Raw genomic sequence first — 24,331 nt, 5'->3', positions numbered from 1 at the left:
CGGCGGCGGCGGCATGGGCAACGGCTGCTTCCAGCGTGCCCGACTGCTCGACCACGGGGACCTTATCCTTCAACAGGTCGAAGAACAGCGGGGCGGCCTCGCCGATCGTATAGGCCGCGACGACATGGGTGAGATGCGCGGCGCAGGCGTCGAGATCGTCGCCCTTGCGCTTGCCGCCGACGATCCAATGGACGCGGGGGAAAGCCGCCAGTGCGGGGGCGGTCGACTCCGGGTTGGTCGCCTTGGAGTCGTTGACGAACGCCACGCCGTTCCGGACCGCGACTTGCTGCATCCGGTGCGGCAAGCTGGTGTAGGTACACAGACCCGCTTCGATCGCATCCTCGCCGATACCCAGCGCGCGAGCGACAGCGATCGCCGCCCGCGCATTCTGAGCATTATGCGGACCTTGCAGCGCGGGCCAGTGGCTCTGGTCAATCGCGTCCGGTGCGATCGGTACAAGATCGTCGGTCCGCCCAGCGAGCCCCTGCGCGATATTGGCCGAGGCTTCGTCACCTGTGCCGACCACCGCGACCTGGCCAGCCGACTGCATCGCAAACAACCGCGCCTTGGACGCAGAATAGCTCGCAAAGCCGTCATAACGGTCGAGATGATCGGGTGTGATGTTGAGCAGCACCGCAACGTCGCAATCCAAGCTCTGCGTCAGGTCGATCTGATAGCTGGACAGCTCCAGCACATAGACCCCACCCTCGGGCAGAGGCTCCTGTCCCAGGATCGGCAAGCCGATATTGCCGCCCATCAGGGTCGGCACGCCCGCCGTCTTCAGGATGTGATGGACGAGAGCGGTGGTGGTCGACTTGCCGTTGGTGCCGGTGATGCCGACCACCCGGTGCGCCGGCAGAACGGCGCGCGCCTGCGCGAACAGCTCGATATCACCGATCAGCGGCACGCCCGCCGCGCGTGCATGCGGCGCGATCGGGTGGCGGTTGAGCGGCACGCCGGGGGAGACGACCATGCCGGCGAAGCCGGTAAGATCGGATTCCAGTGGATCAGCGAACGCAAGATCCTCCCCGGCACGGGGAGGGGGACCAGCCGCAGGCTGGTGGAGGGGGTCATCCACAGGGGACGTCGCTCGTGGAGCCCCCCCACCACCGCCGCCTTCGGCGGTGGTCCCCCTCCTCGTGCCGGGGAGGATCTGGAGCCGCTTGGCCTCGTCGCTATCCCACGCCAGCACCCCCGCCCCGCTCGCCAGCAGCGCGCGCACGGTCGCTGCGCCCGAGCGTGCGAGCCCGAGCACCGCGAAGCGTTTGCCGCGCCAGGCGGGGCTGGTGATCACCGCAGCTTGAGCGTCGCGAGACCGGCAAGCGCCAGCACGAAGGCGATGATCCAGAAGCGGATCACCACGGTCGGCTCGGACCAGCCGAGCTGTTCGAAATGGTGGTGGATCGGCGCCATGCGGAACACCCGCTTGCCGGTGCGCTTGAAGAAGAACACCTGGATGATGACGCTCAGCGCTTCCATCACGAACAGGCCGCCGATGATGCCTAGCACCAGCTCATGGTGCGTCGTGACGGCAATCGTGCCGATCGCGCCGCCCAGCGCCAGGCTGCCGGTATCGCCCATGAACACCGCCGCCGGCGGCGCATTGAACCACAGAAAAGCCAGCCCCGCCCCGATCATCGCGCCGCAGAAGATGGCGAGGTCGCCCGCGCCGGGCACGTGCGGGATGCCCAGATAGGTCGCGTAGATCTTGTTGCCGGCGAGATAGGCGATCAGCATGAACGCCATGCCCGCGATCACCACCGGCATCGTCGCCAGCCCGTCGAGCCCGTCGGTGAGGTTCACCGCATTGCCGAACGCCACGATCGTGAACGCCGCGAAGGCGATGTAGAAATAGCCGAGATCCGGATGCACCCAGCTGAGGAACGGCACGTAAAGCTGGGTATTGCCCTCGGAAAAGATGATGATCGCGCTGGCCACGCCGGCGATCAGGAACTCGCCGATCAGCCGCACCTTGCCCGACACGCCCGCGGTCTTCTGTTTCCGCACCTTGTCGTAATCGTCGAGGAAGCCGATCATGCCGAAGCCGAGCGTCACGAACATGCACGCCCAGACATAGGCGTTGCGCAGGTCCATCCAGATCAGCAGCGCCAGCGTGAGGCTGGTCAGGATCATCAGCCCGCCCATCGTCGGCGTGCCGCGCTTGGCGAGGTGGCTCTGCGGCCCGTCGGTGCGGATCGGCTGCCCCTTGCCCTGGCGCAGCCGCAGCCAGCCGATGAACTTCGGCCCAATCAGCAGCCCCAGCAGCAACGCGGTCGCCACCGCCCCGCCGGTGCGGAACGAGAGATACCGGAAGAGATTGAGAACGCCGGGGAAGCCCAGCTGCTCCGCGATCAGATAGAGCATGATTGCCTTTCCGCCAGCGCCGCGACGATCGTCGCCAGCCGCACGCCGTTCGACCCTTTGATGAGAACCGCGTCGCCGGGTGCGAGCATCGATTCAAGCGCGGCCTTCGCAGCCGCAGCATCGGCCACATGGACGAAATCCAGCCGCCCCTCAAGCGCGGCGGCGAGCGGCGCCATCGCCTCGCCCACCAAAATGGCACGGCTCACCCCGGCCTCAGCGATCGGATCGGCCAGTTCGGCGTGGAGCGCATCCGCGTGCACGCCCAGCTCGCGCATCTCGCCCAGCACCGCGATCTTGCGGCCCGCCTCGGCGGCGAGCACCTTCAGCGTCGCGCGCATCGAGCTGGGATTGGCGTTGTAGCTTTCGTCGATGACGAGCGCGGTGCCGTCGCCTACCGGCACGGTCATCCGCGCGCCACGCCCGGCAAGCCCGCCCAGCTCGGCCAGCGCCAGGCCCGCGACTTCGAGGTCGCCGCCCACCGCATCGACCGCGGCGAGGATCGCCATCGCGTTGGACACCCAATGCTCGCCCGGCTGGGAAATGGTGAAGCTGAGTTCGCGGTCGCCGAAACGCGCCATCACGAAAGTGCCGCCGCTTCGCGCCCGCATCGTCTCGACAGCGCGATAATCGGCGCCCTCGCCGAGCCCGAAGGTGACGATCCGCGTCGCATAGGGCCGCGCCGCGTCGAGCAGCCGGTCGCGATAGGGGCTGTCGAACGGCACAATCGCGGTGCCGCCCGCGCCGAGGCCCTGGAAGATCTCGCCCTTGGCGTCGGCGATGGCTTCCACGCTGTCGAAGAAGCCGAGATGTGCGGGGGCAATGGCGGTGACGATCGCCACGTGCGGGCGCACCAGCCGGGTGAGCTGCGCGAGCTCGCCGGCATGGTTCATGCCCATCTCGAACACGCCGTAGCGGCTCTCGCGCGGCATGCGGGCGAGGCTCAGCGGCACGCCGGTATGGTTGTTGTAGCTCTTCACCGATCGGTGCGCGCAGCCCGGGTCGATCCGGTCGAGCGCGGCGAACAGCGCCTCCTTGGTGCCGGTCTTGCCGACCGAGCCGGTGACGCCGATGATCTTGGCCGAGGAGCGCTTGCGGGAGGCGGCGCCGAGCGCGTTCAGCGCGGCGGTGGTGTCGGCGACGCGAACGCTCGGATGGTCGGTTGGATCGGATACTACCGCACCGGCCGCGCCCTGCGCGAAGGCCTGGTCGAGGAAGCGATGCCCGTCGGTGCTCTCGCCCTTAAGCGCGAGGAACAGGTCGCCCGGGCCGACTTCACGGGAGTCGAAGGCGACGCCGGAGACGGTGAAATCAGCGGAGGCGGTGCCCTGCGTAGCGGCAGCGATTTCCTCAGAGGTCCAAAGCATCGAAGTCATCGCTCCCCTCCCGCTTGCGGGAGGGGTCGGGGGAGGGGCTGAAAATAAGAGTGCAGGACAGACGCAACGGCCATCCCCTCCCCTAGCCCCTCCCGCAAGCGGGAGGGGGATTTAAGAAGAAGCCCCTTCACGCCGCGCACTCCCGCGCCACAGCGACGTCGTCGAACGGCAGCACCATCTCGCCGACAATTTGCCCCTGCTCATGCCCCTTGCCGGCGACCAGCACGATGTCGTGCGGCGCAGCCATTGCGATCGCAGCCCCGATCGCGGCGCGGCGGTCGCCGATTTCGGTCGCCCCCGGCGCGCCCTTCAGGATCGCGCGGCGGATCTCGGCCGGGTCCTCGGTGCGCGGATTGTCGTCGGTGACGATCGCCACGTCTGCACCCGCAGCGGCCACCTGCCCCATCAGTTCGCGCTTGCCCGGATCGCGATCGCCGCCCGCGCCGAACACCAGGATCAGCCGACCCTCGGTGTGCGGCTTGAGCGCTGCGATCGCCGCCTCCAGCGCGTCCGGCGTATGGGCATAGTCGACATAGACCGGTGCGCCATTGGCGGCGATCACCGCCCGCTCCAGCCGCCCGCGCACCGGCTGCAGCCGCGCGCAATTGGCCAGCGTGTCGCCCACATCGCCGCCGGTCGCGATCACCAGCCCCGCCGCGGTCAGCGCGTTCGCGGCCTGATAGGCGCCGATCAGCGGCAGGCGCACGGTGTGGAGCTTGTCTTCCGCCTCGATCTCCAGAGTCTGGCCCAGCAGCGAGGGCGTGCGCGACACGAGCCGCAGCGTCTTGCCATGCTCGCCCACCGTGATCAGCCGGTTGCCGCGCATCCGGGCCAGGTCCTCGACCTGCGGCGCATGGGGGTCGTCCGCCCACACCACCGCGGTGCCGTCCTCGGCCAGCACCTCGGCGAAGAGCCGCAGCTTGGCGGTGAAATAGGTCGCCATGTCGCCGTGATAGTCGAGATGGTCGCGGCTGAGATTGGTGAACGCCGCCGCGCGCACCGGCAGCCCCTCGGTCCGGTACTGCGACAGCCCGTGCGACGAGGCCTCGAAGGCAACATGCGTCACGCCCTCGCGGGCCAGCCCGGCGACGTTGGACAGGAACGTCACGATGTCCGGCGTGGTCAGCCCGGTCGAGACGCGCTCGTCCGCCGTGGTCACCCCCAGCGTGCCGATCGAGGCGGCGTGAAAGCCCGCCATCCGCCACAGCTGGCGGGTCATCTCCACGGTGGAAGTCTTGCCGTTGGTGCCGGTGACGGCGGCGGTCACCCCCGGGAACGGCGCGAAGAACTGCGCCGCGAGCCCCGCGAAACGCTGCCGCGGATTGGCGTCGGCGATGTGCAGCGCGCCCGCCACCTTGGCCTCAGGACGCGCCACCACGGCGATCGCCCCCGCCTGCACGGCCGCGTCGATGAAGTCCTCGCCGTTCACGCGTGCGCCTTCGAACGCGCCGAAAATCGTGCCCGGCGCCACCTTGCGATGATCGATCGCGAATCCGGTGACGACCGCGTCATCCGCGGTGCCGAGAAGTTGACCCAGTTTCATTCGGCGCTCGCTTTCGGCTCCGGGGAGCGATCGACCAGCGGCAGCAGCTCGCTTTCGTCGATGTCCTTGGCGTTGTCGGGCGCGATGCCCAGAAGGGCGCCGGTCCGCGCGATCAGGCGCGAGACGACCGGCGCGACGGTCCAGGCCGCGGTGGTGCGCGGCGTATTGGCATTGGCCTTGGGCGAGTCGAGCATGGCGACCACCACATAGCGCGGCGCATCGACGGGGAAAGTCACCGCGAAGGTCGAGACGTTGCGGTGATGGTCGTAGCCGCCCTCGCTCGCCGCCTCCGCCGTGCCGGTCTTGCCCGCAACGCGATAGCCCGGCGCGTCGCCCTTGCGGCCGGTGCCCTTGAGCACGATCAGCCGCAGCAGCTGGCGCATGCGGTAGCTGGTCGATTCCTGCAGCACGCGGCGGCCCTGCACCGGATGCTCGGCGTCCACCTTCATCAGCGTCGCCGGGTGCCACACGCCGCCATTGACCATCGCGGCATAGGCGGCGGCAAGGTGCAGCGGCGTCACCGCGATGCCATGGCCATAGGCGGTGGTCATCACCGTGATCCGCCCCCAGTTCGCGGGCCAGAGCGGGCGAACCGCACCGATCTCGATGCTCGGCCGCTGGTCGAAGCCGAAGCGGCGGAACATGTCCTGCATCTTCTCCGCGCCCAGCTCGTCGGCGATCCGCGCCGTCGCGATGTTGGACGAATAGATCAATGTTTCCGGGATGTTGAGCCAGCGGAACTGCTCGTCACCGCGGTCGTCATGAATGGTGAAGCGACCGACCTTCATCGGCGCGGTCGCATCGAAGCGCCGCGACATCGAGGTGATCGTGCCCGAATCGATCGCCGCCGCCACCGCGATCGGCTTGAAGGTGGAGCCGAGCTCGTAGACGCTCTGCGTCACGTTGTTGCGCGGCGGCGGCCCGCCCAGCTGGTTCGGGTTGAAGCTCGGCAGCGAGGCCATGGCGACGACTTCGCCGGTGTGCACGTCGAGCACCACCGCCGCGGCACCGCGCGCCTGCAGGTCCACCATCGCGCGGCCCAGCTCGCTTTCCAGCGCCGCCTGCACGCGCGCGTCGAGCGACAACGTCACCGGCTTGCCGCGCTGCGCCGGATCGGTGAGCCGCGCCTCCAGCACCTTCTCCATCCCGGTGACGCCGTGGCCCTTGTCGTCGAGATAGCCGAGCACATGCGCGGCCATGTCCGACTGCGGATAGAGCCGGTCGGTCTCGCGCTGGAACTCGATCGCCGGCTCGCCCAGCGCATTCACCTGGTTGACCAGCTCGGGCAGCGCGCGCCGCTTGAGGAAGGCGAAGCCGCCGCCCGCCTTGAGCAGGGCGTAATATTGCTGCTCGCTGCGCTCGGGCATCAGTTCAGCGAGCTTCTGCGCCAGCGCCGCCTTGTCGCCGATCACCTGGTTGGGGTGGATCGCGATCGTCCAGGCATCGATGCTGCGCGCGAGCGGCGTGCCGTTGCGATCGACGATGTCGCCGCGCGCCGGGACCAGCGCGTTGGACAGGTCGCGCGGGCTGGCGGGGCCGGCCGACAACGCCAGAAAGGCGAGCTTGACGAGGATCGCCAGCACGCCCGCCCCGAACAGGATCGAGAGGATCATCAGGCGCAACTGCGCCACCGCGACGAGCGCCTCGCGCCCCCCGCCCGAACCCCGCGAACGCGCGGGAGGGGCGACGACGACGATCATCGCTGCGCCGTTTGCTCGCGCTTCGCCACCCGGCGCAGGTCGCTGATCGTCGCGGCGCTGAGCAGCGGGCGATCGGGCTGGGCCAGCCGGGACTTGTCGATCTTGCGGATCAGCCGGTCGAGATCCTGCACGGGCTTGGTATCGGCCTGCGCCACGCGCACGACGGTCGACTTGACCGGCGCGGCCTTGACCGGCGCCGCCGAAGCCGTCGCCACCGGCTTGGCCGCAACAGCCTTGACCGGCGCAGCCGAAGCCGTCGCCACCGGCTTGGATGCCACCGCCTTGACCGGCACGGCCGCAGCCGTCGCCACCGGCTGGGCGGCCGCTGCCGTTTCCACCGGGCGCTGGCCAGTCGGGATCACGAGCGCGGCGGTCTCCACCTTGGCGTCGCCGGACGCTGCCTGGGCAGGCTGATCGAGCGCGGCCAGCCCGCTGGCGCTGGCCAGGTACTGCTGCGGCTGCGGTGCGTTCATCGCGAGCACGTCGCCGTTCCAACGCTCGATCTGGGCCATGTTGGCGCGGGTGTCGAATTCGGTTTCGAGGCCACGGATGTCCTTGTGCGCCTGGACGATGGCGGAGTCCATCGCGCGCAACTTCGCCCGTTCCGCCGCGCCGTGCGACGTCACCATATAGCAGGTCGGCGCAACGATGACGCCGCACAGGAACCAGCCAAGCCCCCTGAAGCCATACACAGCCATCACACCTTATCCTCACCGGACCACGGCGCCGCCTCGGTCCGCCGCGCGGCGCGCAGCGTGGCCGATCGGGCGCGTGGGTTACGCACCAACTCCGCCTCGCCAGGGCGCACGGCCTTGGCGGGCGTTTCAAAACTCGGTTCCGCCCGCGGACCCACCGCCGGGCGATGCCGCGAACCCGCCGGCGTGCTGCCGCTGCGTTCACGGAAGAAGCGCTTGACCAGCCGGTCCTCGAGGCTGTGGAAGGTCACCACCACCAGCCGGCCGCCGGGCTTGAGCACGCGCTCGGCAGCGACCAGCACGTCGGTCAACTCGTCGAGCTCGCGATTGATGTGGATGCGCACCGCCTGGAAGGTCCGCGTCGCGGGATCCTTCTTGTCGTGCGGGCGATGGCCGAGCGCGCGGCGCACCACCGCCGCCAGCTCCGAGGTACGGGTCAGCGGCCGGGCCTCGACGATGAACTTCGCCACGCGGCGCGCGCGCGGTTCCTCGCCATAGTGGAACAGCACATCGGCGATCTCGCCCTCGTCGGCGCTGTTGAGCCAATCGGCCGCGCTCATCCCCTCCCCCGCCATGCGCATGTCGAGTGGCCCGTCCTGCTGGAACGAGAAGCCGCGCTCGGCCTGGTCGAGCTGCATCGAGGAAACGCCGATATCGAGCACGACGCCGTCCACCGGCGCCAGCCCGCGAGCCTCCAGTTCCTGCGCCATGCTGCTGAACGGGGCATGGATGAGGGTCAGCTTGCCGTCGCTTTCCGCGACCAGCCGCGCGCCATTGGCGATCGCCGTCGGATCGCGGTCGAACGCCGCAACCTTCGCACCGGCACCGAGCATGGCGCGCGTATAGCCGCCGGCACCGAAAGTACCGTCGACATGGGTTTCGCCGGGCGCAATGGCGAGCGCGTCCAGCACTTCATCGAGCAGCACGGGGATGTGGGGCGCGTCGGTCACATCGCCCCCTTTTGCTGCATCAGGTACAGGCAGATTTCCTTGAGTTCGGGATCGGCGGTCTCGCTCGCGAGCAGTTCGTCGGGCGCCCAGATGTCGAACGTGTCGCCGCTGCCGACGAAGAAGGCCCATTTCTGGATCTTGGCCTTGGCGCGGAAGAAGGGCGGCAGCACGAACCGCCCGCTGTCGTCGTAGGGCGCCTTTTCGACCATGCCGAAAGCGCGGCGCTTGGGGCGCACGCTGGGCTGCTCGCCACGATCGAGCGCCTGCTGGTCCAGCTTGTCGATGCGTTCATACTTAGTCCGCGACCAGCCGGTATCGTGCGCGGAGAGGCACGGATCCTCCGCATGCACGCCGACGACGATCTGGCGGACGTCCGAATTGCGCTCGGCGGCAGCGCGCAGGTCTGCGGGTATGGCGACGCGACCCTTCTGGTCGACCGCCTGGAGCGCAAATCCTTCGAAGAGCTCCCTGTCCGCCACGCCAAACCCCAAGCCGGGCACGACTCTCCCGCCGCCGGAATCACGCGAAATCGTGCTCCTGCTGGTGCTGTTCGGGAAAAAGGGTTCGTGCCCCCCTTTAGTGTGCCCTTTTAATCACATTATAGGGCGGGAGACAACGGGACAGATGGGGACAGCACGGGAATTTCAGCCACTGATCGCCACCGCTGACCGCTTTTCGCGATAATGTCCCTTTTTGTTCATGCTTTACCCCTGAGGTACGCGACCCTGGTCCGGAAAAATGCTTAATGCGCAGGAAATCGCCCCCGGCACCGGGAACCAAGTTCAACCGAGCCGAAACTGACATGCAGCTCCCGCAAACAACGGAAACTGCGGCATTTTTACAACTTCATCGAAAGTCCGGAGGTCTGTCGACCCACCCTTCCCCCAAAAAGTGGGGCGATTTCCCCGGCGATCCCCGTGCGGCGAATCCGGTGGGGGCACCTCCCCGGCGGCGCCCGAGTCCCGCGGCTTATTTGCCCGCGGCGGCGTCCTGGCGGTGGGCCTGTTCGCGCGCCTGTGCCGCGGCCGCGGGATCGTCGGTGCTCGGCGCGACGCCGAGTTCGGCAAGCGGTTCGTCGCGGGTGCGATCGGCGGCGACATTGTCGACCCCGGTCAGATTGGCGACGACCGACGCGTTGGAGGCACCCGCCGCACTCACCGGCGCCTCGCGGTTCACCGAGGAGAAGAACGCGAAGGCAAGCATCATCAGCAGGATGACGACCGCGAGTCCGGTCATGCCAACGCGGATGCGCTGCATGGCCTGGGCGTGATCCTGGGGTGGGCCGAGTTTCATGACTGTGGCATAAATGTAACGCGCCCGCGGGCGCTTGTCGAGCGGTGCCGCCGCGCGGGGCTCATGCGGCCGGCGCCGCGAGCCCCTTCGCCGCCAGCCATTCGTCGTTGTAGAGCGTCGAGAGGTAGCGGAAGCCGGTGTCGCACAGGATCGTGGCGACGCGCTTGCCCGGCCCCAGCGCCCGGGCGAGCCGCACCGCGCCGGCGACGTTGATGCCCGAGGACAGGCCGAGGCACAGCCCTTCCTCCTTCAGCAAGCGGCGCACCCACACCATGCCTTCTTCGTCGGAGATGCGGAACTGGGTGTCGATCGGCGCGCCTTCCAGATTGCCGGTGATCCGCCCCTGGCCGATGCCCTCGGCAACCGACGAGCCTTCGCTGCGCAGCTCGCCACAGGCATAATATTCGTAGAGCGCCGCGCCATGCGGGTCGCTGAGCGCGATGGTGACGTTGTCGTCCTTGGCCTTCAGCCCGAGCCCCACACCGGCGATGGTGCCGCCGGTGCCCGCCGCGCAGGTGAAGCCGTCGATCCGGCCGTCCATCTGCGTCCAGATCTCCTCCGCCGTACCGTAGATATGGGCTTTGCGGTTGGCGGTATTGTCGAACTGGTTGGCCCAGATCGCGTTCGGCGTCTCCTCGGCAATGCGGCGGCTGGTGTGGACGAAATGGCCGGGATTCGAATAGGGCGCCGCCGGTACCAGCACCAGCTCGGCGCCCAGCGCGCGCAGCGTGTCCATCTTCTCGCGCGACTGGGTTTCGGGCATCACGATGATCGTGCGATAGCCCTTGGCATTGGCGACCAGCGCCAGCCCGATACCGGTATTGCCCGCCGTCCCCTCGACGATCGTGCCGCCGGGCGCGAGCAGCCCGCGCTCTTCGGCATCGTTGACGATGTAGAGCGCGGCGCGGTCCTTCACCGAGGCGCCGGGATTGGCGAATTCGCACTTGGCGAAGATGTCGCAGCCGGTCTCATTGCTGGGGCCGTTCAGGCGGACGAGCGGGGTATTGCCGATCAGCGCGAGCGTGTTCTGGGAAACGTGCATGGCCGCTAGATAGGGGGGCGCCCGGCCCCCGCGCAAGCAACGCTATCTATTGCGCGACGCCGGCCTGCTTCAGATGCGGCCCCAGCCGCCCGCCGATCCACAGGAAGAACATCCGGTAATCGGAGGCGAGCGACCAGAGCGGATAGGTGAAGGTCGCCGGCCGGTTACGCTCGACCCCAAAATGCGCGCCCCAGGCAAAGCCGTACCCGGCCAGCGGGATGGCGATCAGCCACCAGGTGTTGAGCGCCAGCCCGGCGGCGAGGGCCACGAAGGTCAGCGCGGTGCCGATATAATGCAGCCTGCGCGTCGCGGGCTTGGCGTGCTCGCGCAGATAATGGGGCCAGAAATCCCGATAGCGGGTGATCGTGCGGGCCATAGCGCGAGCATAAACGCTTTCGATGATCGCGGGAAGGGCCGGCGCATCGCTGCCCCGGCCCGCTATGCGATCAAGCGAAGCGGACGCGAACCTGCGTCCGGTGTCGGAGCGCCGCGCCCAGCATGCCGAACCCGAGGACCAGCATCGCCCAGCTGGCCGGCTCCGGCACCGCCGATAATGTGGCGCTGAACCGCGCCGAGGCGTCGTCATCGTTCGAGAAGATCAGCGTGCCGGCACTGGTCTGGAACGCCGTGCCGAAATTGAGGAAGTCGATCGGCAGGTTCGACGCGGAGGTGATGCCGGTCTTCAGATCATAGCCCAACAGCCCGGAATCGCGCACGTCGATCAGGTCGTTGCCGAACTGCTCGGCCTCGGTGAAGCCGACCAGTGCGCGCTGGCTGGGACCGCTGCCCAGCGTCACGCTGAACGCGTTGAACTGGGTCGCGAAGGTCCCCGAGACGCCGTTGATGGTGAAGGACAGCGTCGCCGGCCCCGAATTGTACAGGCTGGGCCGGAAGCCGGGCCGCGGCTGGAACACGGTGTCGGTATCGGTCGCGAGCGACAGGACATAGTCGCTCAAGCTGAAGGCCTGCCCGTTCAGCGTACCACTGATCTGCCCGGAGAAGCTGTAGAGGATCGGTGCGGCCTGCGCGGTACTGCCAACCATCAACAGGCCGAGTGCCGCCGCCATTAATGCCGTGCGCATGTCATTTCCCCTCATCCTAGGGCCGGCTTCGCCATTGCGGAGAAGCACTGTCGCCCGCGACAACAATTGCGCGAAAGACACGGAAATCACGAAGCTTTTTCTTGAAAGTGAAGCCATGCGGTGCGCGAAATACGGTGAAGCTGGGAGGGCATCGTTTGCACATCCGTCGCGGGATTGCTGCTAAAGGCCGGCCCATGATTCGCTCGTGCACCCTGGCCCTGCCCGCCCTCGCCCTGCTGCTGACTGCCGCCGCGCCCGGCCTTTACACGCCGCCGCCCGGCAGCGCCGAGCGCAGCGCGATCGTGAAAGTGCTCCACCACGGCGACGATCGGCCCGAGGCGCGCTTCACCTTCCGCACCTTCAAGGTTTTCCATCAGGGCCAGCGTGCGCTCGCCTATGTCCAGGGCAGCGGCGAGGTCGGTGACTTCGAGGCGCTGCTCGAGCAGAGGGGCACGGATCGCTGGCGCAAGGTGTGGGGCGTAAGCGACGGCGGCAGCGACAGCTGCGAGGCCGGCGCGCGCCATTATGCCTGGGCAGTCCGCCTCATCCAGGGCTATGACCTGGCGCCCGACACGCTGATCCCAGGCATCACCGGTCTGTCACGCGATCTGGCGCGTCAGGCAAAGACCGAGCCCGAGCTGCAATGCGTCGGCGATCTCGACGGCGGCCCCGACGGCCCGGGCGATCCGGACGCTTGACGCGGCGCCGCCGCGGCCTATCGATCGGGCATGGCAGAGGCCATCGGCACCTTCGACCAGATCGTCGCGCTCGCGCCCCGGCACGACGCCCTGCTGCGGGCACTGCGGGCGCTGGCGTTCGATCTCCACCCGGGTCTCTTCGAAGTGTCCCGTCCCGGTGACCGCGCGGTGAGCTGGGGCTGGGGACCCAAAAAGATGTCCGATGCCTATGCCTGCGCGCTCCCCTATCGCGACCATGTGAACCTGGCTTTCTACCGCGGCGCCGACCTGCCCGACTTGGCGGGCCTGCTCCGCGGCACCGGCAAGTCGATGCGCCACGTCCCGCTCACGGCGCCGGAAGAGGTGGACGCGCCAGCGATCCGCGCGTTGCTGGTCGCGGCACGCGAGGAACGCCGCCTTGCGCTGGGCCTCGACGCTCCTGCCGCATGATCGAGCGCAAGCACAGCTTTCCGCCCGTCGTGGCGCCCGACACGCGGCTGCTCGTCCTTGGTTCGCTGCCCGGCGAGCGCTCGCTGGCGGCGGCACGCTACTATGCGCATCCGCAGAACCAGTTCTGGCAGTTGATCTCCCCCGCGGCCGGTCGCGATCTGGTGTCGCTCGCCTATCCCGAGCGGCTCGACGCGCTGCGCGCCGCACGGATCGGACTGTGGGACGTCGTCGCCAGCGCGACTCGTCCGGGCAGCACCGATGCGGCCTTGCGCGACATCGAGGCGCACGACATCGCCGCGCTCGCCGCTACCCTGCCCGATCTCCGCGCGATCGCGTTCAACGGCGGCACCGCGCAGCGACACGGGCTGCGGCAGCTTGGGACAGTGGCCGCGCGCTACACGATCCTGGGCTTGCCTTCGTCGAGCCCGCTCCATACCGTGGGCCTTGCGGCCAAGGCGCCGGCCTGGGCTGCATTGTCGGCCTTTTCGCAGCCGCCGCACTCTGCGAACGCTTAGCAATAGCATCGCCGCGCGCGACTGTCTCGCAATAGACTGATAGTCAGTAGCAATACGGAATGGCCGCCTCACAGGCCGAGGCATAGCCCTGTCGCACCATCATGCTGAACCGCCGCAGTGCCCTTTTCCGCTCCAGCGGCCCGGCCACCGACACGGCGGAGGATGCCCCCTCCTATCGTTTCCTCGAGCTACTCGCGGTGAGCGCCAGCGACCTGCTCCAGGCCGTGGATCTCGCCCCGGCGCTCGATCGCATCTTCGGGCTGATCCGCAGCGAGGTCGAGCTCGACGTGTTCTTCCACTATGCATTCGACGGCAACGGCCTGGATCTCGATGCCTGGGCCGGCATCACCCCCGAGCAGGTGACCGACTGGAGCCATGTCCCGATCGGCATCGCGATCTGCGGCGGGGTGGCGGAGAGCCTGACGCCGATGATCGCCCGCGACATCCAGCAATCGGACGATCCGCGGCTCGCCTATGCAAAGGGCATGGGGCTCGATGCCTGTTTCTGCATGCCGCTGCTCCACAACAACGTGCTGCTCGGCACGCTGGCCTTCGGGCGGCGGGGACGCGCCACCTTCACCGACGCCGAGATCCAGTTCCTCCAGACGCTGGCTAGCTATGTCACGCTGGCCAAGCACCGTATCGGCGTTGACCAGGAACTGCGCGCGCGGTTGCAGGAGCGCGACCGGATGCTCGCCGAACGGGTTACGATCGAGCGCCAGATGCTCGAACTCACCCGCGCAAGCGCGCTCGGCTCGATCGCGGCGACGGTGGCGCACGAGCTCAACCAGCCGCTGTCCGCCGCCGCCAACTATATGGCAGCACTCCGCCTGTCGCCAGCGAGTGACGAGCGCACCCGCGACCTCACCGCCGCCGCCGAGCAGCAGCTTCAGCGCGCCGGCGAGATCATCCGCCGCATCCGCCGCATGGTCCGCCAGAACGATCTCGTGCTCGAGAACCGCCCGGTGACCACCAGCATCGAGGAAGCGCTCAACCTCGTTCGCGCTGCCGCGCCGATGCTGCTGCCGCCGGTGACGATCCGGGTTGCGTCCGAGGCCGGTCGCGGCCGCTTCGACAATGTCCAGATCGTCCAGGTCCTCGCCAACCTGCTGCGCAACGCCGGCGAGGCCTGCCAGCAGCATGCGGATGCCGCGATCCACATCACCGCCGAGCGACACGACCCGGCCGAAGTCACCATCCGGGTCATCGACAACGGCCCCGGCGTGCCGATCGAGCAACGGCACATGTTGTTCCAGCCAGGCCTGGGCAAGGGCGGCCACCATAGCGGGGGGGGCCTAGGCCTCGGCCTCGCCATCTCGCACCATCTGATCGAGGGCCATGGCGGGCGGATCTGGGCGGAGCAGACGCCCGGCGGGGGCGCGACCTTCGCCTTCACCATCCCTGCCGCAGACGATGCCCAGGCCTACGCCTGACCAGTCCCTTCCACATCGTCGACGCCAAACCCCTTGATGCAGGCGATGCTCGAATGGTAGCGCTATCGCGATAGCAGCACGAGCTGCACATCAGGACGAGAGGATAGGCTGTTGCGTCTTTCGCTGACATTTTCGACGGCTGCGGCCGCCATTGCGCTGCTGGCCGGCTGCTCGGGCGGCAAGGCCCCGCAGAACGAGACCGCGGCGAACGGCGCCGCCACGGCCAACGCCTCGGACGAGGCCCGCAGCCCGGACGGCAAGCGCTACCTCGCCCAGCCGCTGGTCAAGGACCTCTATTTCGCCGATCCTTCGGCGCACGTCTTCAACGGCAAGATCTATATCTATCCCAGCCATGACGTCGACATGGGCATCCCCGATGACGATCTCGGCAGCCAGTACGCGATGCACGACTATCAGGTGCTTAGCATGGACCGCCCGGGCGGTCCGGTGACGGTGAACCCCGTCGCGCTCGACCTGAAGCAGGTCCCCTGGGCCTCCGAAAAGGCCTGGGCGCCCGACGCGGCGTTCAAGAACGGCACCTATTATCTCTATTTCCCCGCCAAGGATAAGCAGGGCGTGTTCCGCATCGGCGTCGCCACGTCCACGTCGCCGGTCGGCCCGTTCAAGGCCGAGCCGCAGCCGATCCAGGGCAGCTATTCGATGGACCCGGCCGTCTTCACCGACGACGACGGCCAGAGCTATCTCTATCTCGGCGGCATCTGGGGCGGCCAGCTCCAGCGCTGGGCGACGGGCAAGTACGATCCCAATGCCGGCGACACCGATCTGAAGAAGGACGACCAGCCCGCCCTTTCCGGCAAGGTCGCGCGCCTGGCGCCCGACATGAAGAGCCTCGCCGAGCCGCTCCGCGACGCGGTGATCCTCGACGAAAAGGGCAAGCCCGTGCTCGGCGGCGACCATGACCGCCGCTTCTTCGAGGCCGCCTGGATGTTCAAGCGCGGCGGCAAATATTACTATATGTACTCGACCGGGGACACGCACTTCCTCGCCTATGCGATCGGCAGCAGCCCCTATGGCCCGTTCAAGTATACCGGACGCATCCTCGATCCGGTGCAGGGCTGGACCAGCCATGGCTCGGTGTTCGAGTATCAGGGCAAATGGTATCTGGCGTACCACGACACCCAGCTGACCAATAAGAACCACCTCCGCTCGGCCAAGATCACGGAGCTGACCTTCCGTCCGGACGGGACGATCGTGACGCTGAAGCCGTTCAAGGATTGAGGCGCGCGCTGCCGGTCCTTTCGGGAGCCGGCAGCGGCCTGCGCGGCGGCGCCGACAACGCCTTGTTAAGCCGAGGCGCCTAGCAAGGGAGCATGACCGGGAATGCTCCGCCGCGCCGCTTCACCCATCACGCGCTTGCCGTGCTGGCCGCGGCGATGCTCGGCGCGACGCTGTTCGAAGTGCTGTGGACGACGATGCTGGGCATCCACGCCGGCGTCCGGTCGCCGGGACCGACCTGGCTGGCGATGCTGGCCATGCTGTGCTGGCTCAGCACCTTCGCGATCACGCTACCGAGCGCGGCCATCGTCTTCTCGCTGCTCTGGCCGGTAACGCGTAGGCGGACGGTCGCTGCCGGCTGGATCTGCCTGGTCGCGGGCGCAGCCACGGGAATCCTGCTGGCGCCCCTGGCGAGCCCGCAGCTGCAAGGCACCACCCTGCTCCAGCTCCTTACCTTCGCGCTGATCGGCGCGGGGGTCGCCGCGCTCTACCGGGTCCTGCTCCACCGGCTCGGTCGGAGCAGCTGATGGATCGACGCCCCAAAATGCCAGCTGCGTTCGTGAGCAGTCGGCGACGCTTCGATCGTTTGCACCAGACACGCGCGGCGTCTGCTAACCGCTTTGTAATCAAACGGTGACAAGCAGTCGTAATGGTCTCCTCGGTGCCAATTGTCACTTTGGTCGGAAGCCGATGGAAGCTTGCTCCTCAAGCAATTGTCTTACCGGCCTTCATTCTTCCCCTCGGATTTGTGGGAGCTGGGCTCCCGTTCGCTATTATCCGCGAGGGCCCGACGCTGACCTTGATCAGCGGGTCCGCGCTGATACTGACGGTCTTGGCCTCACTCATCTGGCTCGAACTGCTTACGCTGAGGCGAATGGCGACGCCCGATGTCCTCATCCTTGCCTCAAGCGCCCTTCGCATGACCGTCGCTGGCAGGACGCGCACCATTCCATGGACAAGATTAGGGACGCCGTCCGTACAGAGACTTAGTGGTAGAAGCGCGGCCCGGTCCGTCGTGGTGCCTGTCGTCGGCGGCCGCGACTTGGTGATCGCGGCAGAGGAATATACGATAGAGGCGCAAGCTTTGCTGAAAACCCTAACGCAGGCGCAAGCGGGGCTCCCGATCGACACGCCTCCGCGTTCCTCCCAGGCGACTTATCTGTATATCGCCATACCTGCCTCCACACTTGTCCTCGGCATTGTGGTTTTCGGGTTGGCAGCCATTCTAATTAACTGACCCGGTCCGGGAGCAAGTTTCGTTGCGACGGCGAGCACCGCTACTCCGCGCTGCTGTTGATCCCCGCCTCGTACGGCACCGCCAGCGCTTCGTTGTACATCTCGCGGCGGACGTCATCGATGTGCATCTTGTGCGCGCAGCCCTTCAGCAGCTGCGCCCCGATCCGCACCTCGGCCGCCAGCGCCGCGCCCTCGGCGCAGGGCCCCGGGCGCAGCGTGATCGTCACCGGGGCGCCGTCGGGGGTCTGGGTGGGATAGGTCGCGATCCCTTGCGCCAGCCGCGGCGAGACCGGGTAGAAGGGCATCTCCTTCGCCCCCTCCTGCTGGAACTGGATGCGGCCGGGGGCGAGGTCGAGCGCCCAGTCGCGGCCCTCCAGCGGGCGGATCTGCAGCGGGGTCGACAGGTCGACGCCGCCCAGCATCGGGCCGGGCTGCACCGCGGCATTGGCGGGGTCCTCGGCGGCATTCTCGGTGGGCGTGCCGCCACAGGCCGCGAGCAGCGCCAGCGGCATCAGGGTCCAGCCCCGCTTCCAGCAGATCCTCGGCGTCATCGGCATCCTCTCCTCGGTCCTTCTCCCTGCGCAGTCGAAGGCGGCGGGTCAAGCACGGTAAACGTCCCCTTTCCGATCCCCTCTGCAACCTCCACGACTGTCGACGATGTCCGATACCGCGCAATCATGCGTCTGTTTCGTTGCGGCGCACCATTTCGTGTGACTCTATCACCCCTTTTCACTTGACGATGATTAGCACCTAAGGAAAAGCAACCTACGCTATGAAAAACCCCTCCCCGATCGCACTCTCCGCCGCGGCACTGCTTTCGCTCGCCGCTTGCAACAACAAGCCCGAAGTGGTCGACAGCCGCGCGCCGGATCCCATGGCTTCGCAGCTTGCGAACGCCGCGCCGGTCGAAACGCCGCCGACGATCGAAAGCTCGGTGAGCTTCCGCTGCCAGCCGGGCAACACCCTGCTGTTCGTGGACTTCTTCAAGGAAGGCAAGATGGCCTCGCTGCGCGAGAAGAAGGACTCGATGAAGTCGGTCCTGCTGCGCGCGCCGGAAGCCGGCAAGCCCTTCACCGCGGACGGCGGCTACAAGATCGACGGCAACGCCAAGGCGGCCAAGATCACCCTCGCCGACGGTTCGGTCCACACCTGCAAGGCCTGAGCCTGCACCTCCTCCCCGAAAACAAGGCCCGGCGGCTATTTCCGCCGGGCTTTTTTCATGCCAGCTAGGGCCCGGAGGTAGCGCGTGGCAACGATCGCAGTGTACAGCCTGAAGGGCGGCGTCGGGAAAACGACGCTGACGGTCAACCTGGCCTGGGCCTCCGCCATCCGCTCCGCCCGCCGCACCCTGCTCTGGGACCTCGATCCGCAGGCGGCCGCCACCTTCCTGCTTGGCGGGGACGCGGCCGGGCGCCACCAGGCACAGGCGATCTTCTCCAAGGACGTCGCCGCCGCCAAGCTGCTCCGCGCGACCGAAATCGATCGCCTCGCGCTGCTGCCCGCCGACACCTCGCTGCGCCAGCTCGACCACCTGTTCCACGCGCTCGACAAGAAGAAGCGGCTGAGCAAGCTGCTCGAGGACCTGACCGCGGACTTCGACCGCATCCTGCTCGACTGCCCGCCCGGCCTTACCGAGACGAGCGAGCAGGTGATGCGCGCCGCCGATCTGATCGTGGTGCCGGTGGTGCCCTCCCCGCTCTCGCAGCGCGCCTTTCAGGAGGTCGCGGCGCACCTCGCCCAGCGCGGCGCCAAGGTGCCGCTGATGCCGGTGCACGCGATGGTCGACCGCCGCCGCAAGCTCCATGCCGAAGCGCTGGCGCGCCAGCCCGACTGGCCGGTGATTCCGATGGCGAGCGTGATTGAATCCGTCGCGGTGCAGCGCGCGCCGGTGGGCGCCTTCGCCCCGCGCAGCGCCGCCGCCAAGGCGTTCAACGACGTGTGGCAGGCGATCGAACGAAGCTTGGCCACAAGCGTTCGCTGACCATGGTCCACCGCCGCTCGCCCCCCAAGGAACTCGATCCCGCGCTGGTGCTGCGCGCCTATGCCATGGGCGTGTTCCCGATGGCCGATGCCCGCGACGCCGGATCGGTCTATTGGGTCGAACCCAAGCTGCGCGGGGTACTGCCGCTCGATGGCTTCCATCTGTCGCGCTCGCTGCGCAAGGTGGTGCTGTCGGACCGCTTCACGGTGACGGTCGACCGCGATTTCGCCGGCATGATCCGCCTGTGCGCCGAAAGCGCCCAGGACCGGCCGGAGACCTGGATCAACGGCGCGATCGAACGTGCCTTCATCGAACTCCACCGGCTAGGCTATGCGCATTCGATCGAATGCTGGGAGGGCGACCAGCTCGCCGGTGGGCTCTACGGCCTGGCGCTCGGCCGCGCATTTTTCGGCGAATCGATGGTCACCCGGGTGCGCGATGCGTCGAAGGTAGCGCTGACCCATCTCGTCGCGCGGCTGCAGGCCGGCGGGTTCCGCCTGCTCGATTGCCAGTTCATCACCGATCACCTCGCCTCGCTCGGCGCGATCGAGATCCCGCGGGACGATTATGTCGCGTTGCTGGGCGCGGCGCTCGGCGATTCGACCGGCGCGGTGTCGTTGCCGCCCTCGGCCTCTGGCGACCTCTTCGCGCTCGATGCACCGGGCGACGAGGCCGGCACCGTGTCCGCGCCGCTCTCGCGGAAGGTCATCGCGCAGCTCTTGGGCCACACGTCGTAGATCGGGTTCTGGACGACGTTGAGCGCCGGCTGCTCCTTGTAGAGCCAGCCGGAGAAGACGCGGTGCCAGCGCTGGTCCTCGCGGCGCACGTCCATCTGCACGAAGGCGCCGGTCAGCCGGTCCTGCTCCCAGGGGGCGGTGCGCTCGCAGGCGCGCAGGCGGACGGTCACCTGCCCGTCGATGCGGGCGGCCTGGCCGGGCTTGAGCGTGATCTCGCGCTCGACGCCGTTGCGCTTGTTGAGCACGCCCAGCACCGCGACGCGCTCGCGCATCGGCGTTGCCGCGGCCTCGACGACGGCATTGTCGGGCCCGGTCGAAACGGTATCGACACCCTGCGCGTCGCCGCCGCCGGTAATCACCAGCTCGTCGCCGGCATTGTCGCCGCCGGCAGCACCGTTGCCGCTTCCGCTACCCGAACATCCGGCCAGCGCGAGCGCGAGCAGCGCCGCCGCAGCCTTCATGCGTCGGGGGTCCAGGCCTCGTAATCGCCGGTGGCCTTGACCCGGCGGGCACCCTTTTCGAGCGCACCCGGCGGGCGATAGGCGAGTTCGGTGCCGGTGTGATTCGGCTCGGCGGGCTTTTCCCAGGCGCGGACAGGCGGCAGCGACTCATCGGGCGTGCCGTCGATCTGGTGCGACAGCCAGCTGAACCATTCCGGCGGAATGCGGCTGGCGTCGTTGGACCCCTTATAGATCACCCAGCGGCGCGGAATGCCGTTGGGATCGCGCCCGCCCTCGAAATAGAGGTTACCGAGCGAATCCTCGCCGACGCGCTTCTTGCCGCGCAGTCCCATGCGAGTGCCAAACGTGGCGCCGTTCCACCAGGTGAAGATCGGAAAAGGAAGTCCCATGGCTCTGCCCGATACCGCCAAGCGCAGCGCTCGGCAACTCCCCTCAGCGGCTCAGAGCGGTCTTTCGACCGCGACCGCGAGCGGGCCCTTCTCGCCATCGACGATGCGGGCGCGCAGCGGCTGGCCAGGCTCGACTTCCTCGACGCCGGCGCGGCGCAGCGTTTCCATGTGGACGAAGATGTCGGCGGTGTCGCTCGCGCGGACGAGGAAGCCATAGCCCTTCAGCCGATTGAACCACTTCACCGACACCGGCTCGAACGGCCCGGCCTCGCCGATCAGTTTGAGGCGCTCCACCCGCTCGGTCGGGCGCTTGACCGGCTCGACTGCGGTGCTGAGGTCGATGGAAAGGATGGTCTTCGCCTGCAGCCCCCGCTGCCGCTGCACCGCCACGCATTCGATCCGCGCGCCTTCCGGCACGCTGCGCCGGCCATGGTCCTGGAGAACCGAGAAATGGATCAGGATGTCGCCGACGCTGGGATCGTCCGCGACCAGAAAACCGAAGCCGCGCGTCACATCGAACCATTTGATGACGCCGCGATAGACCCGTTCGTCCATCTCGGTATCGCCCCCGAACCGAACTTCGCCTTCGGATGCCTCCGGATAGTGTTCAGACGCTAGCTGTTGTTCAGCACGCATTATCGTTACCCCCACACCCGTAACATTAACACAGCATTAGCGGGGAGGGGAATCGCTTTGTGCGATCAGGAATGTCCCGCCCCGGGCAGGTCCTCCGGCTCCTCCCCCGGCGCCATCTGCAATATTCTATGCACAATCTCAGGCGGATGGCCCGCCCGTAAAAATGCAGCGACTTGCTTTTTGCGAAGATCACGATCCGCAGGGGTCGCAGCGAAAGGTCCGAATCGGCGGCGACGAGCAAAAATGATCGCATTGCGGAAGGCGTCGGCCTCGATCGCCTCGGCGAGATCGGCGCTGTCCTCGGCATCAATGCCGTCGTGGCGCAGCGCCATCTCTACCCGGCGCCCCCCCAGTCCGCGCCGCCCCATGGAGCGCACCCGCGCCTCCGCGAAGCTGCGATCGTCGACATAGCCGCGTGTCGCCATCCGTTCGGCCACCGCCATCGGATCGGGCGGGCCCTCCCCTTCCCATCCGCGCTCGCGCAGCTTACGGGTGAGGTAGGCGGCGAGGCGCGCACGCGTGGTGGCGAAACGCTCGACATAGCGCAGCGCCAGCCGATCGAGATCGGCGGCGACGAGGGGTGGCTTGGAATGGGACGGACCGGGCATGCGCCTTGATTGTGCCACACTGCCAACCGATTTTGAACGATACTGCGTAGCAGAGCGCATACGGAAAACTGCGTTGTGGGGGCACAACGACCTGCTACCTCACAGGGGCATGAGAAAAAGAATGGTATTGGACGAAACGGGATCGCTCGAAACGGTGGATATGGCAGCGCTTACGCCCACGCCCACGGAAGACACGCTCCCGCGCCGTTTCGCTGACTTCGAAACGCTGGGTGCCGCGCTCGATTACGCGGCCCAGGGTGTGCGCGGCTTCAACTTTCACGATGCGCGGGGCAAGCTGGTGCAGCCCTATCGCTTCGCCGAACTGCGTGCCGACGCGCTCGAACAGGCGCGCCGCCTGATCGCCGCCGGCATCCAGCCGGAGGATCGCATTGCGCTGATCGCGGAGACCGGGCCGGAATTCGCCTCGCTGTTCTTCGGCGTGATCTATGCCGGTGCCTGGCCGGTGCCGCTGCCGCTGCCGACCAGCTTCGGCGGTGCGCAATCCTATATCGACCAGCTCCGCGTCCAGCTCGAAAGCTGCGACCCCACGCTGCTGATCTACCCGCCCGAAATCGGTGCGATGTGCGCCGAGGCCGCGCGGCTGACCAATGTAGACGCGACCGACTGGCAGGCCTTCGGCGAGCGCGCCGCCCCCGAGGCGCCGCTGCCGCAGGCCAAGCCGGACGACATCGCGTATCTGCAATATTCGAGCGGCTCGACCCGCTTCCCGCACGGCGTCGCGATCACGCACCACGCGCTGCTCAACAATCTCGCGGCGCACAGCCACGGGATGGAGCTGGTCGACGCCGATCGCTGCATCTCCTGGCTGCCTTGGTACCATGACATGGGCCTGGTCGGCTGCTTCCTGTCGCCGGTCGCCAACCAGGTCTCGACCGATTACATGAAGACCGAGGATTTCGCCCGGCGCCCGCTGGCGTGGCTGGATCTGATCAGCCGCAATCCCGGCACCAGCATCTCCTATTCGCCGACCTTCGGCTACGACATCTGCGCCCGCCGCATGTCGAGCCAGACCAAGGCAAGCGACCGCTTCGATCTCGCCCGCTGGCGCATCGCCGGCAACGGCGCCGACATGATCCGCCCGGACGTGATGCAGCGCTTCGTCGACGCCTTCGCCGATGCCGGCTTCAAGGCGACCGCCTTCATGCCGAGCTACGGCCTGGCCGAAGCGACGCTGGCCGTGTCGATCATGCCGCCGGGCGAAGGCATCGTCGTCGAGCTGGTCGAAGAGACCCAGCTCTCCGGCGGCGTCGCCCGCGCCGATCGCCCGCAGCGCTACCGCGCGGTGGTGAATTGCGGCAAGCCGGTGCGCGACATGACGATCGAGGTGCGCGAGGAAGACGGTACGCCGCTCCCAGAGAAGGCGATCGGCAAGGTCTGGTGCAAGGGCCCGTCGGTAATGGTCGGCTATTTCCGCGACGAGGCCGCCACCGAGGCGTGCATGGTCGATGGCTGGCTGGATACCGGCGACATGGGCTATATGTCGGACGGCTATATCTACATCGTCGGCCGCGCCAAGGACATGATCATCGTCAACGGCAAGAACCACTGGCCGCAGGACATCGAATGGGCGGTGGAGCAGCTGCCCGGCTTCAAGCAGGGCGACATCGCCGCCTTCGCGATCACCACCCCCGGTGGCGAAGAGACGCCGGCCGTGCTGGTCCAATGCCGCACCTCGGACGAGCAGGAGCGGCTGCGCCTGCGCGAGGAGATCCGCGAGCGCGTCCGCTCGGTCACCGGCATGAACTGCGTCGTCGAGCTCGTGCCGCCGCGCACGCTGCCGCGCACCAGCTCGGGCAAGCTCAGCCGCGCCAAGGCGCGCAACCTCTATCTGAACGGCGAGATCAAGCCCTACGCGGTCGCCGCCTGAACTGCCGCTCCGGCCGGGTGCAGTGCCCGGCCGGCAGCCTGC

General features: G+C 67.8%; 26 protein-coding genes and 1 pseudogene. 10 read left to right on the top strand and 17 right to left on the bottom strand.

The genetic code is table 11. The features are described 5' to 3' along the window. From murD to QZ670_RS00705, 12 genes are all read right to left on the bottom strand, one after another. Window positions 1-1,294 (bottom strand): UDP-N-acetylmuramoyl-L-alanine--D-glutamate ligase (gene murD, locus QZ670_RS00760; protein WP_294250566.1); only part of this gene is annotated, 1,294 nt, incomplete at its 3' end. Then, window positions 1,291-2,364 (bottom strand): phospho-N-acetylmuramoyl-pentapeptide-transferase, encoded by a 1,074-nt coding sequence (gene mraY / locus QZ670_RS00755; protein WP_294250563.1) that lies wholly within the window; start codon window positions 2,362-2,364, stop codon window positions 1,291-1,293. The genes murD and mraY, both read right to left, overlap by 4 nt. Continuing rightward, complete coding sequence (gene murF, locus QZ670_RS00750; protein WP_294250560.1) at window positions 2,352-3,737, bottom strand: UDP-N-acetylmuramoyl-tripeptide--D-alanyl-D-alanine ligase; 1,386 nt, start codon at window positions 3,735-3,737, stop codon at window positions 2,352-2,354. The genes mraY and murF overlap by 13 nt, the downstream gene beginning before the upstream one ends. 127 nt (window positions 3,738-3,864) lie before the next feature. Further along, the gene (locus QZ670_RS00745) at window positions 3,865-5,280 is read right to left on the bottom strand and encodes a UDP-N-acetylmuramoyl-L-alanyl-D-glutamate--2,6-diaminopimelate ligase (RefSeq protein ID WP_294250558.1); all 1,416 of its coding nucleotides are present in this window, start codon (window positions 5,278-5,280) and stop codon (window positions 3,865-3,867) included. After that, a complete protein-coding gene (locus QZ670_RS00740) occupies window positions 5,277-6,980 on the bottom strand; it encodes a penicillin-binding protein 2 (RefSeq protein WP_294250555.1) in 1,704 nt (567 codons plus the stop codon). The genes QZ670_RS00745 and QZ670_RS00740 overlap by 4 nt, the downstream gene beginning before the upstream one ends. Continuing rightward, window positions 6,977-7,678: a hypothetical protein gene (locus tag QZ670_RS00735; RefSeq protein ID WP_294250551.1), complete on the bottom strand. Its 702-nt coding sequence runs from the start codon at window positions 7,676-7,678 to the stop codon at window positions 6,977-6,979. Before QZ670_RS00735 ends, QZ670_RS00740 begins: the two co-directional genes overlap by 4 nt. Further along, window positions 7,678-8,625 (bottom strand): 16S rRNA (cytosine(1402)-N(4))-methyltransferase RsmH, encoded by a 948-nt coding sequence (gene rsmH / locus QZ670_RS00730; protein WP_294250548.1) that lies wholly within the window; start codon window positions 8,623-8,625, stop codon window positions 7,678-7,680. The genes QZ670_RS00735 and rsmH overlap by 1 nt, the downstream gene beginning before the upstream one ends. Then, the gene (locus QZ670_RS00725; protein ID WP_121078307.1) at window positions 8,622-9,104 is read right to left on the bottom strand and encodes a division/cell wall cluster transcriptional repressor MraZ; all 483 of its coding nucleotides are present in this window, start codon (window positions 9,102-9,104) and stop codon (window positions 8,622-8,624) included. The genes rsmH and QZ670_RS00725 overlap by 4 nt, the downstream gene beginning before the upstream one ends. 490 nt (window positions 9,105-9,594) lie before the next feature. Further along, entirely contained in the window at window positions 9,595-9,882 is a 288-nt protein-coding gene (locus tag QZ670_RS00720) for a hypothetical protein (protein WP_294250542.1), read from the bottom strand. A gap of 97 nt (window positions 9,883-9,979) precedes the next feature. Then, on the bottom strand, window positions 9,980-10,960 hold the full coding sequence (locus QZ670_RS00715) for a cysteine synthase A (protein ID WP_294250539.1): 981 nt from the start codon (window positions 10,958-10,960) through the stop codon (window positions 9,980-9,982). Between the two features lie 46 nt (window positions 10,961-11,006). Beyond that, window positions 11,007-11,336, bottom strand: coding sequence for a DUF962 domain-containing protein (locus QZ670_RS00710; protein ID WP_294250536.1), 330 nt, complete (start codon window positions 11,334-11,336; stop codon window positions 11,007-11,009). A 70-nt stretch (window positions 11,337-11,406) separates the two neighbouring features. Next, complete coding sequence (locus QZ670_RS00705; protein ID WP_294250533.1) at window positions 11,407-12,042, bottom strand: PEPxxWA-CTERM sorting domain-containing protein; 636 nt, start codon at window positions 12,040-12,042, stop codon at window positions 11,407-11,409. A gap of 194 nt (window positions 12,043-12,236) precedes the next feature. Between QZ670_RS00705 and QZ670_RS00700 the strand changes: the two genes are divergently transcribed. The 6 genes from QZ670_RS00700 (at window position 12,237) to QZ670_RS00675 (ending at window position 16,880) form a co-directional block, all read left to right on the top strand. Then, entirely contained in the window at window positions 12,237-12,740 is a 504-nt protein-coding gene (locus QZ670_RS00700) for a hypothetical protein (RefSeq protein ID WP_294250530.1), read from the top strand. 30 nt (window positions 12,741-12,770) lie between these two features. After that, window positions 12,771-13,169 (top strand): DUF1801 domain-containing protein, encoded by a 399-nt coding sequence (locus QZ670_RS00695; protein ID WP_294250527.1) that lies wholly within the window; start codon window positions 12,771-12,773, stop codon window positions 13,167-13,169. Then, entirely contained in the window at window positions 13,166-13,684 is a 519-nt protein-coding gene (locus QZ670_RS00690) for a DNA-deoxyinosine glycosylase (protein ID WP_294250519.1), read from the top strand. The genes QZ670_RS00695 and QZ670_RS00690 overlap by 4 nt, the downstream gene beginning before the upstream one ends. Window positions 13,685-13,785: 101 nt before the next feature. Continuing rightward, window positions 13,786-15,117 (top strand): ATP-binding protein, encoded by a 1,332-nt coding sequence (locus tag QZ670_RS00685; RefSeq protein WP_294250516.1) that lies wholly within the window; start codon window positions 13,786-13,788, stop codon window positions 15,115-15,117. 111 nt (window positions 15,118-15,228) lie between these two features. Beyond that, a complete protein-coding gene (locus QZ670_RS00680) occupies window positions 15,229-16,356 on the top strand; it encodes a glycoside hydrolase family 43 protein (protein ID WP_294250513.1) in 1,128 nt (375 codons plus the stop codon). Between the two features lie 92 nt (window positions 16,357-16,448). Continuing rightward, window positions 16,449-16,880, top strand: a complete 432-nt coding sequence (locus tag QZ670_RS00675) for a hypothetical protein (RefSeq protein WP_294250510.1) — start codon at window positions 16,449-16,451, stop codon at window positions 16,878-16,880. Window positions 16,881-17,630: 750 nt separating this feature from the next. Here QZ670_RS00675 and QZ670_RS00670 read toward each other — a convergent pair. Then, complete coding sequence (locus tag QZ670_RS00670) at window positions 17,631-18,140, bottom strand: hypothetical protein (protein ID WP_294250507.1); 510 nt, start codon at window positions 18,138-18,140, stop codon at window positions 17,631-17,633. A gap of 221 nt (window positions 18,141-18,361) precedes the next feature. Here QZ670_RS00670 and QZ670_RS00665 point away from each other — a divergent pair, with 221 nt between their 5' ends. The 3 genes from QZ670_RS00665 to aat all read left to right on the top strand — a co-directional run bounded on the left by QZ670_RS00665 (window position 18,362) and on the right by aat (window position 20,307). Then, on the top strand, window positions 18,362-18,751 hold the full coding sequence (locus QZ670_RS00665) for a hypothetical protein (protein ID WP_093297600.1): 390 nt from the start codon (window positions 18,362-18,364) through the stop codon (window positions 18,749-18,751). Window positions 18,752-18,835: 84 nt separating this feature from the next. Next, window positions 18,836-19,570 (top strand): ParA family protein, encoded by a 735-nt coding sequence (locus tag QZ670_RS00660; RefSeq protein WP_294250491.1) that lies wholly within the window; start codon window positions 18,836-18,838, stop codon window positions 19,568-19,570. A gap of 2 nt (window positions 19,571-19,572) precedes the next feature. Beyond that, window positions 19,573-20,307, top strand: coding sequence for a leucyl/phenylalanyl-tRNA--protein transferase (gene aat, locus QZ670_RS00655; protein WP_294250577.1), 735 nt, complete (start codon window positions 19,573-19,575; stop codon window positions 20,305-20,307). A gap of 35 nt (window positions 20,308-20,342) precedes the next feature. Here the strand turns inward: aat and QZ670_RS20060 are convergent. The 4 genes and pseudogenes from QZ670_RS20060 to QZ670_RS00635 all read right to left on the bottom strand — a co-directional run. Further along, a pseudogene (locus tag QZ670_RS20060) lies at window positions 20,343-20,579 on the bottom strand (DUF2155 domain-containing protein); the annotation flags it as partial. Window positions 20,580-20,764: 185 nt separating this feature from the next. Next, entirely contained in the window at window positions 20,765-21,157 is a 393-nt protein-coding gene (locus tag QZ670_RS00645; protein WP_294250488.1) for an NADH:ubiquinone oxidoreductase subunit NDUFA12, read from the bottom strand. Window positions 21,158-21,208: 51 nt separating this feature from the next. Then, the gene (locus QZ670_RS00640; RefSeq protein ID WP_294250485.1) at window positions 21,209-21,712 is read right to left on the bottom strand and encodes a cold shock protein; all 504 of its coding nucleotides are present in this window, start codon (window positions 21,710-21,712) and stop codon (window positions 21,209-21,211) included. A 146-nt stretch (window positions 21,713-21,858) separates the two neighbouring features. Further along, window positions 21,859-22,461: a RecX family transcriptional regulator gene (locus QZ670_RS00635; RefSeq protein ID WP_365894584.1), complete on the bottom strand. Its 603-nt coding sequence runs from the start codon at window positions 22,459-22,461 to the stop codon at window positions 21,859-21,861. Window positions 22,462-22,522: 61 nt separating this feature from the next. On the opposite strand from QZ670_RS00635, the gene QZ670_RS00630 reads away from it, so the two are divergent. Then, window positions 22,523-24,289, top strand: a complete 1,767-nt coding sequence (locus tag QZ670_RS00630) for a fatty acyl-AMP ligase (RefSeq protein WP_294250482.1) — start codon at window positions 22,523-22,525, stop codon at window positions 24,287-24,289. The last annotated feature ends 42 nt before the right edge of the window (window positions 24,290-24,331 follow it).

Origin of the sequence: uncultured Sphingomonas sp. (assembly GCF_913774285.1) — a bacterium.
Classification (GTDB): domain Bacteria; phylum Pseudomonadota; class Alphaproteobacteria; order Sphingomonadales; family Sphingomonadaceae; genus Sphingomonas.
Note: the sequence above shows the minus strand (reverse complement) of the source record. Positions and strands in the feature narration are given on the sequence as shown.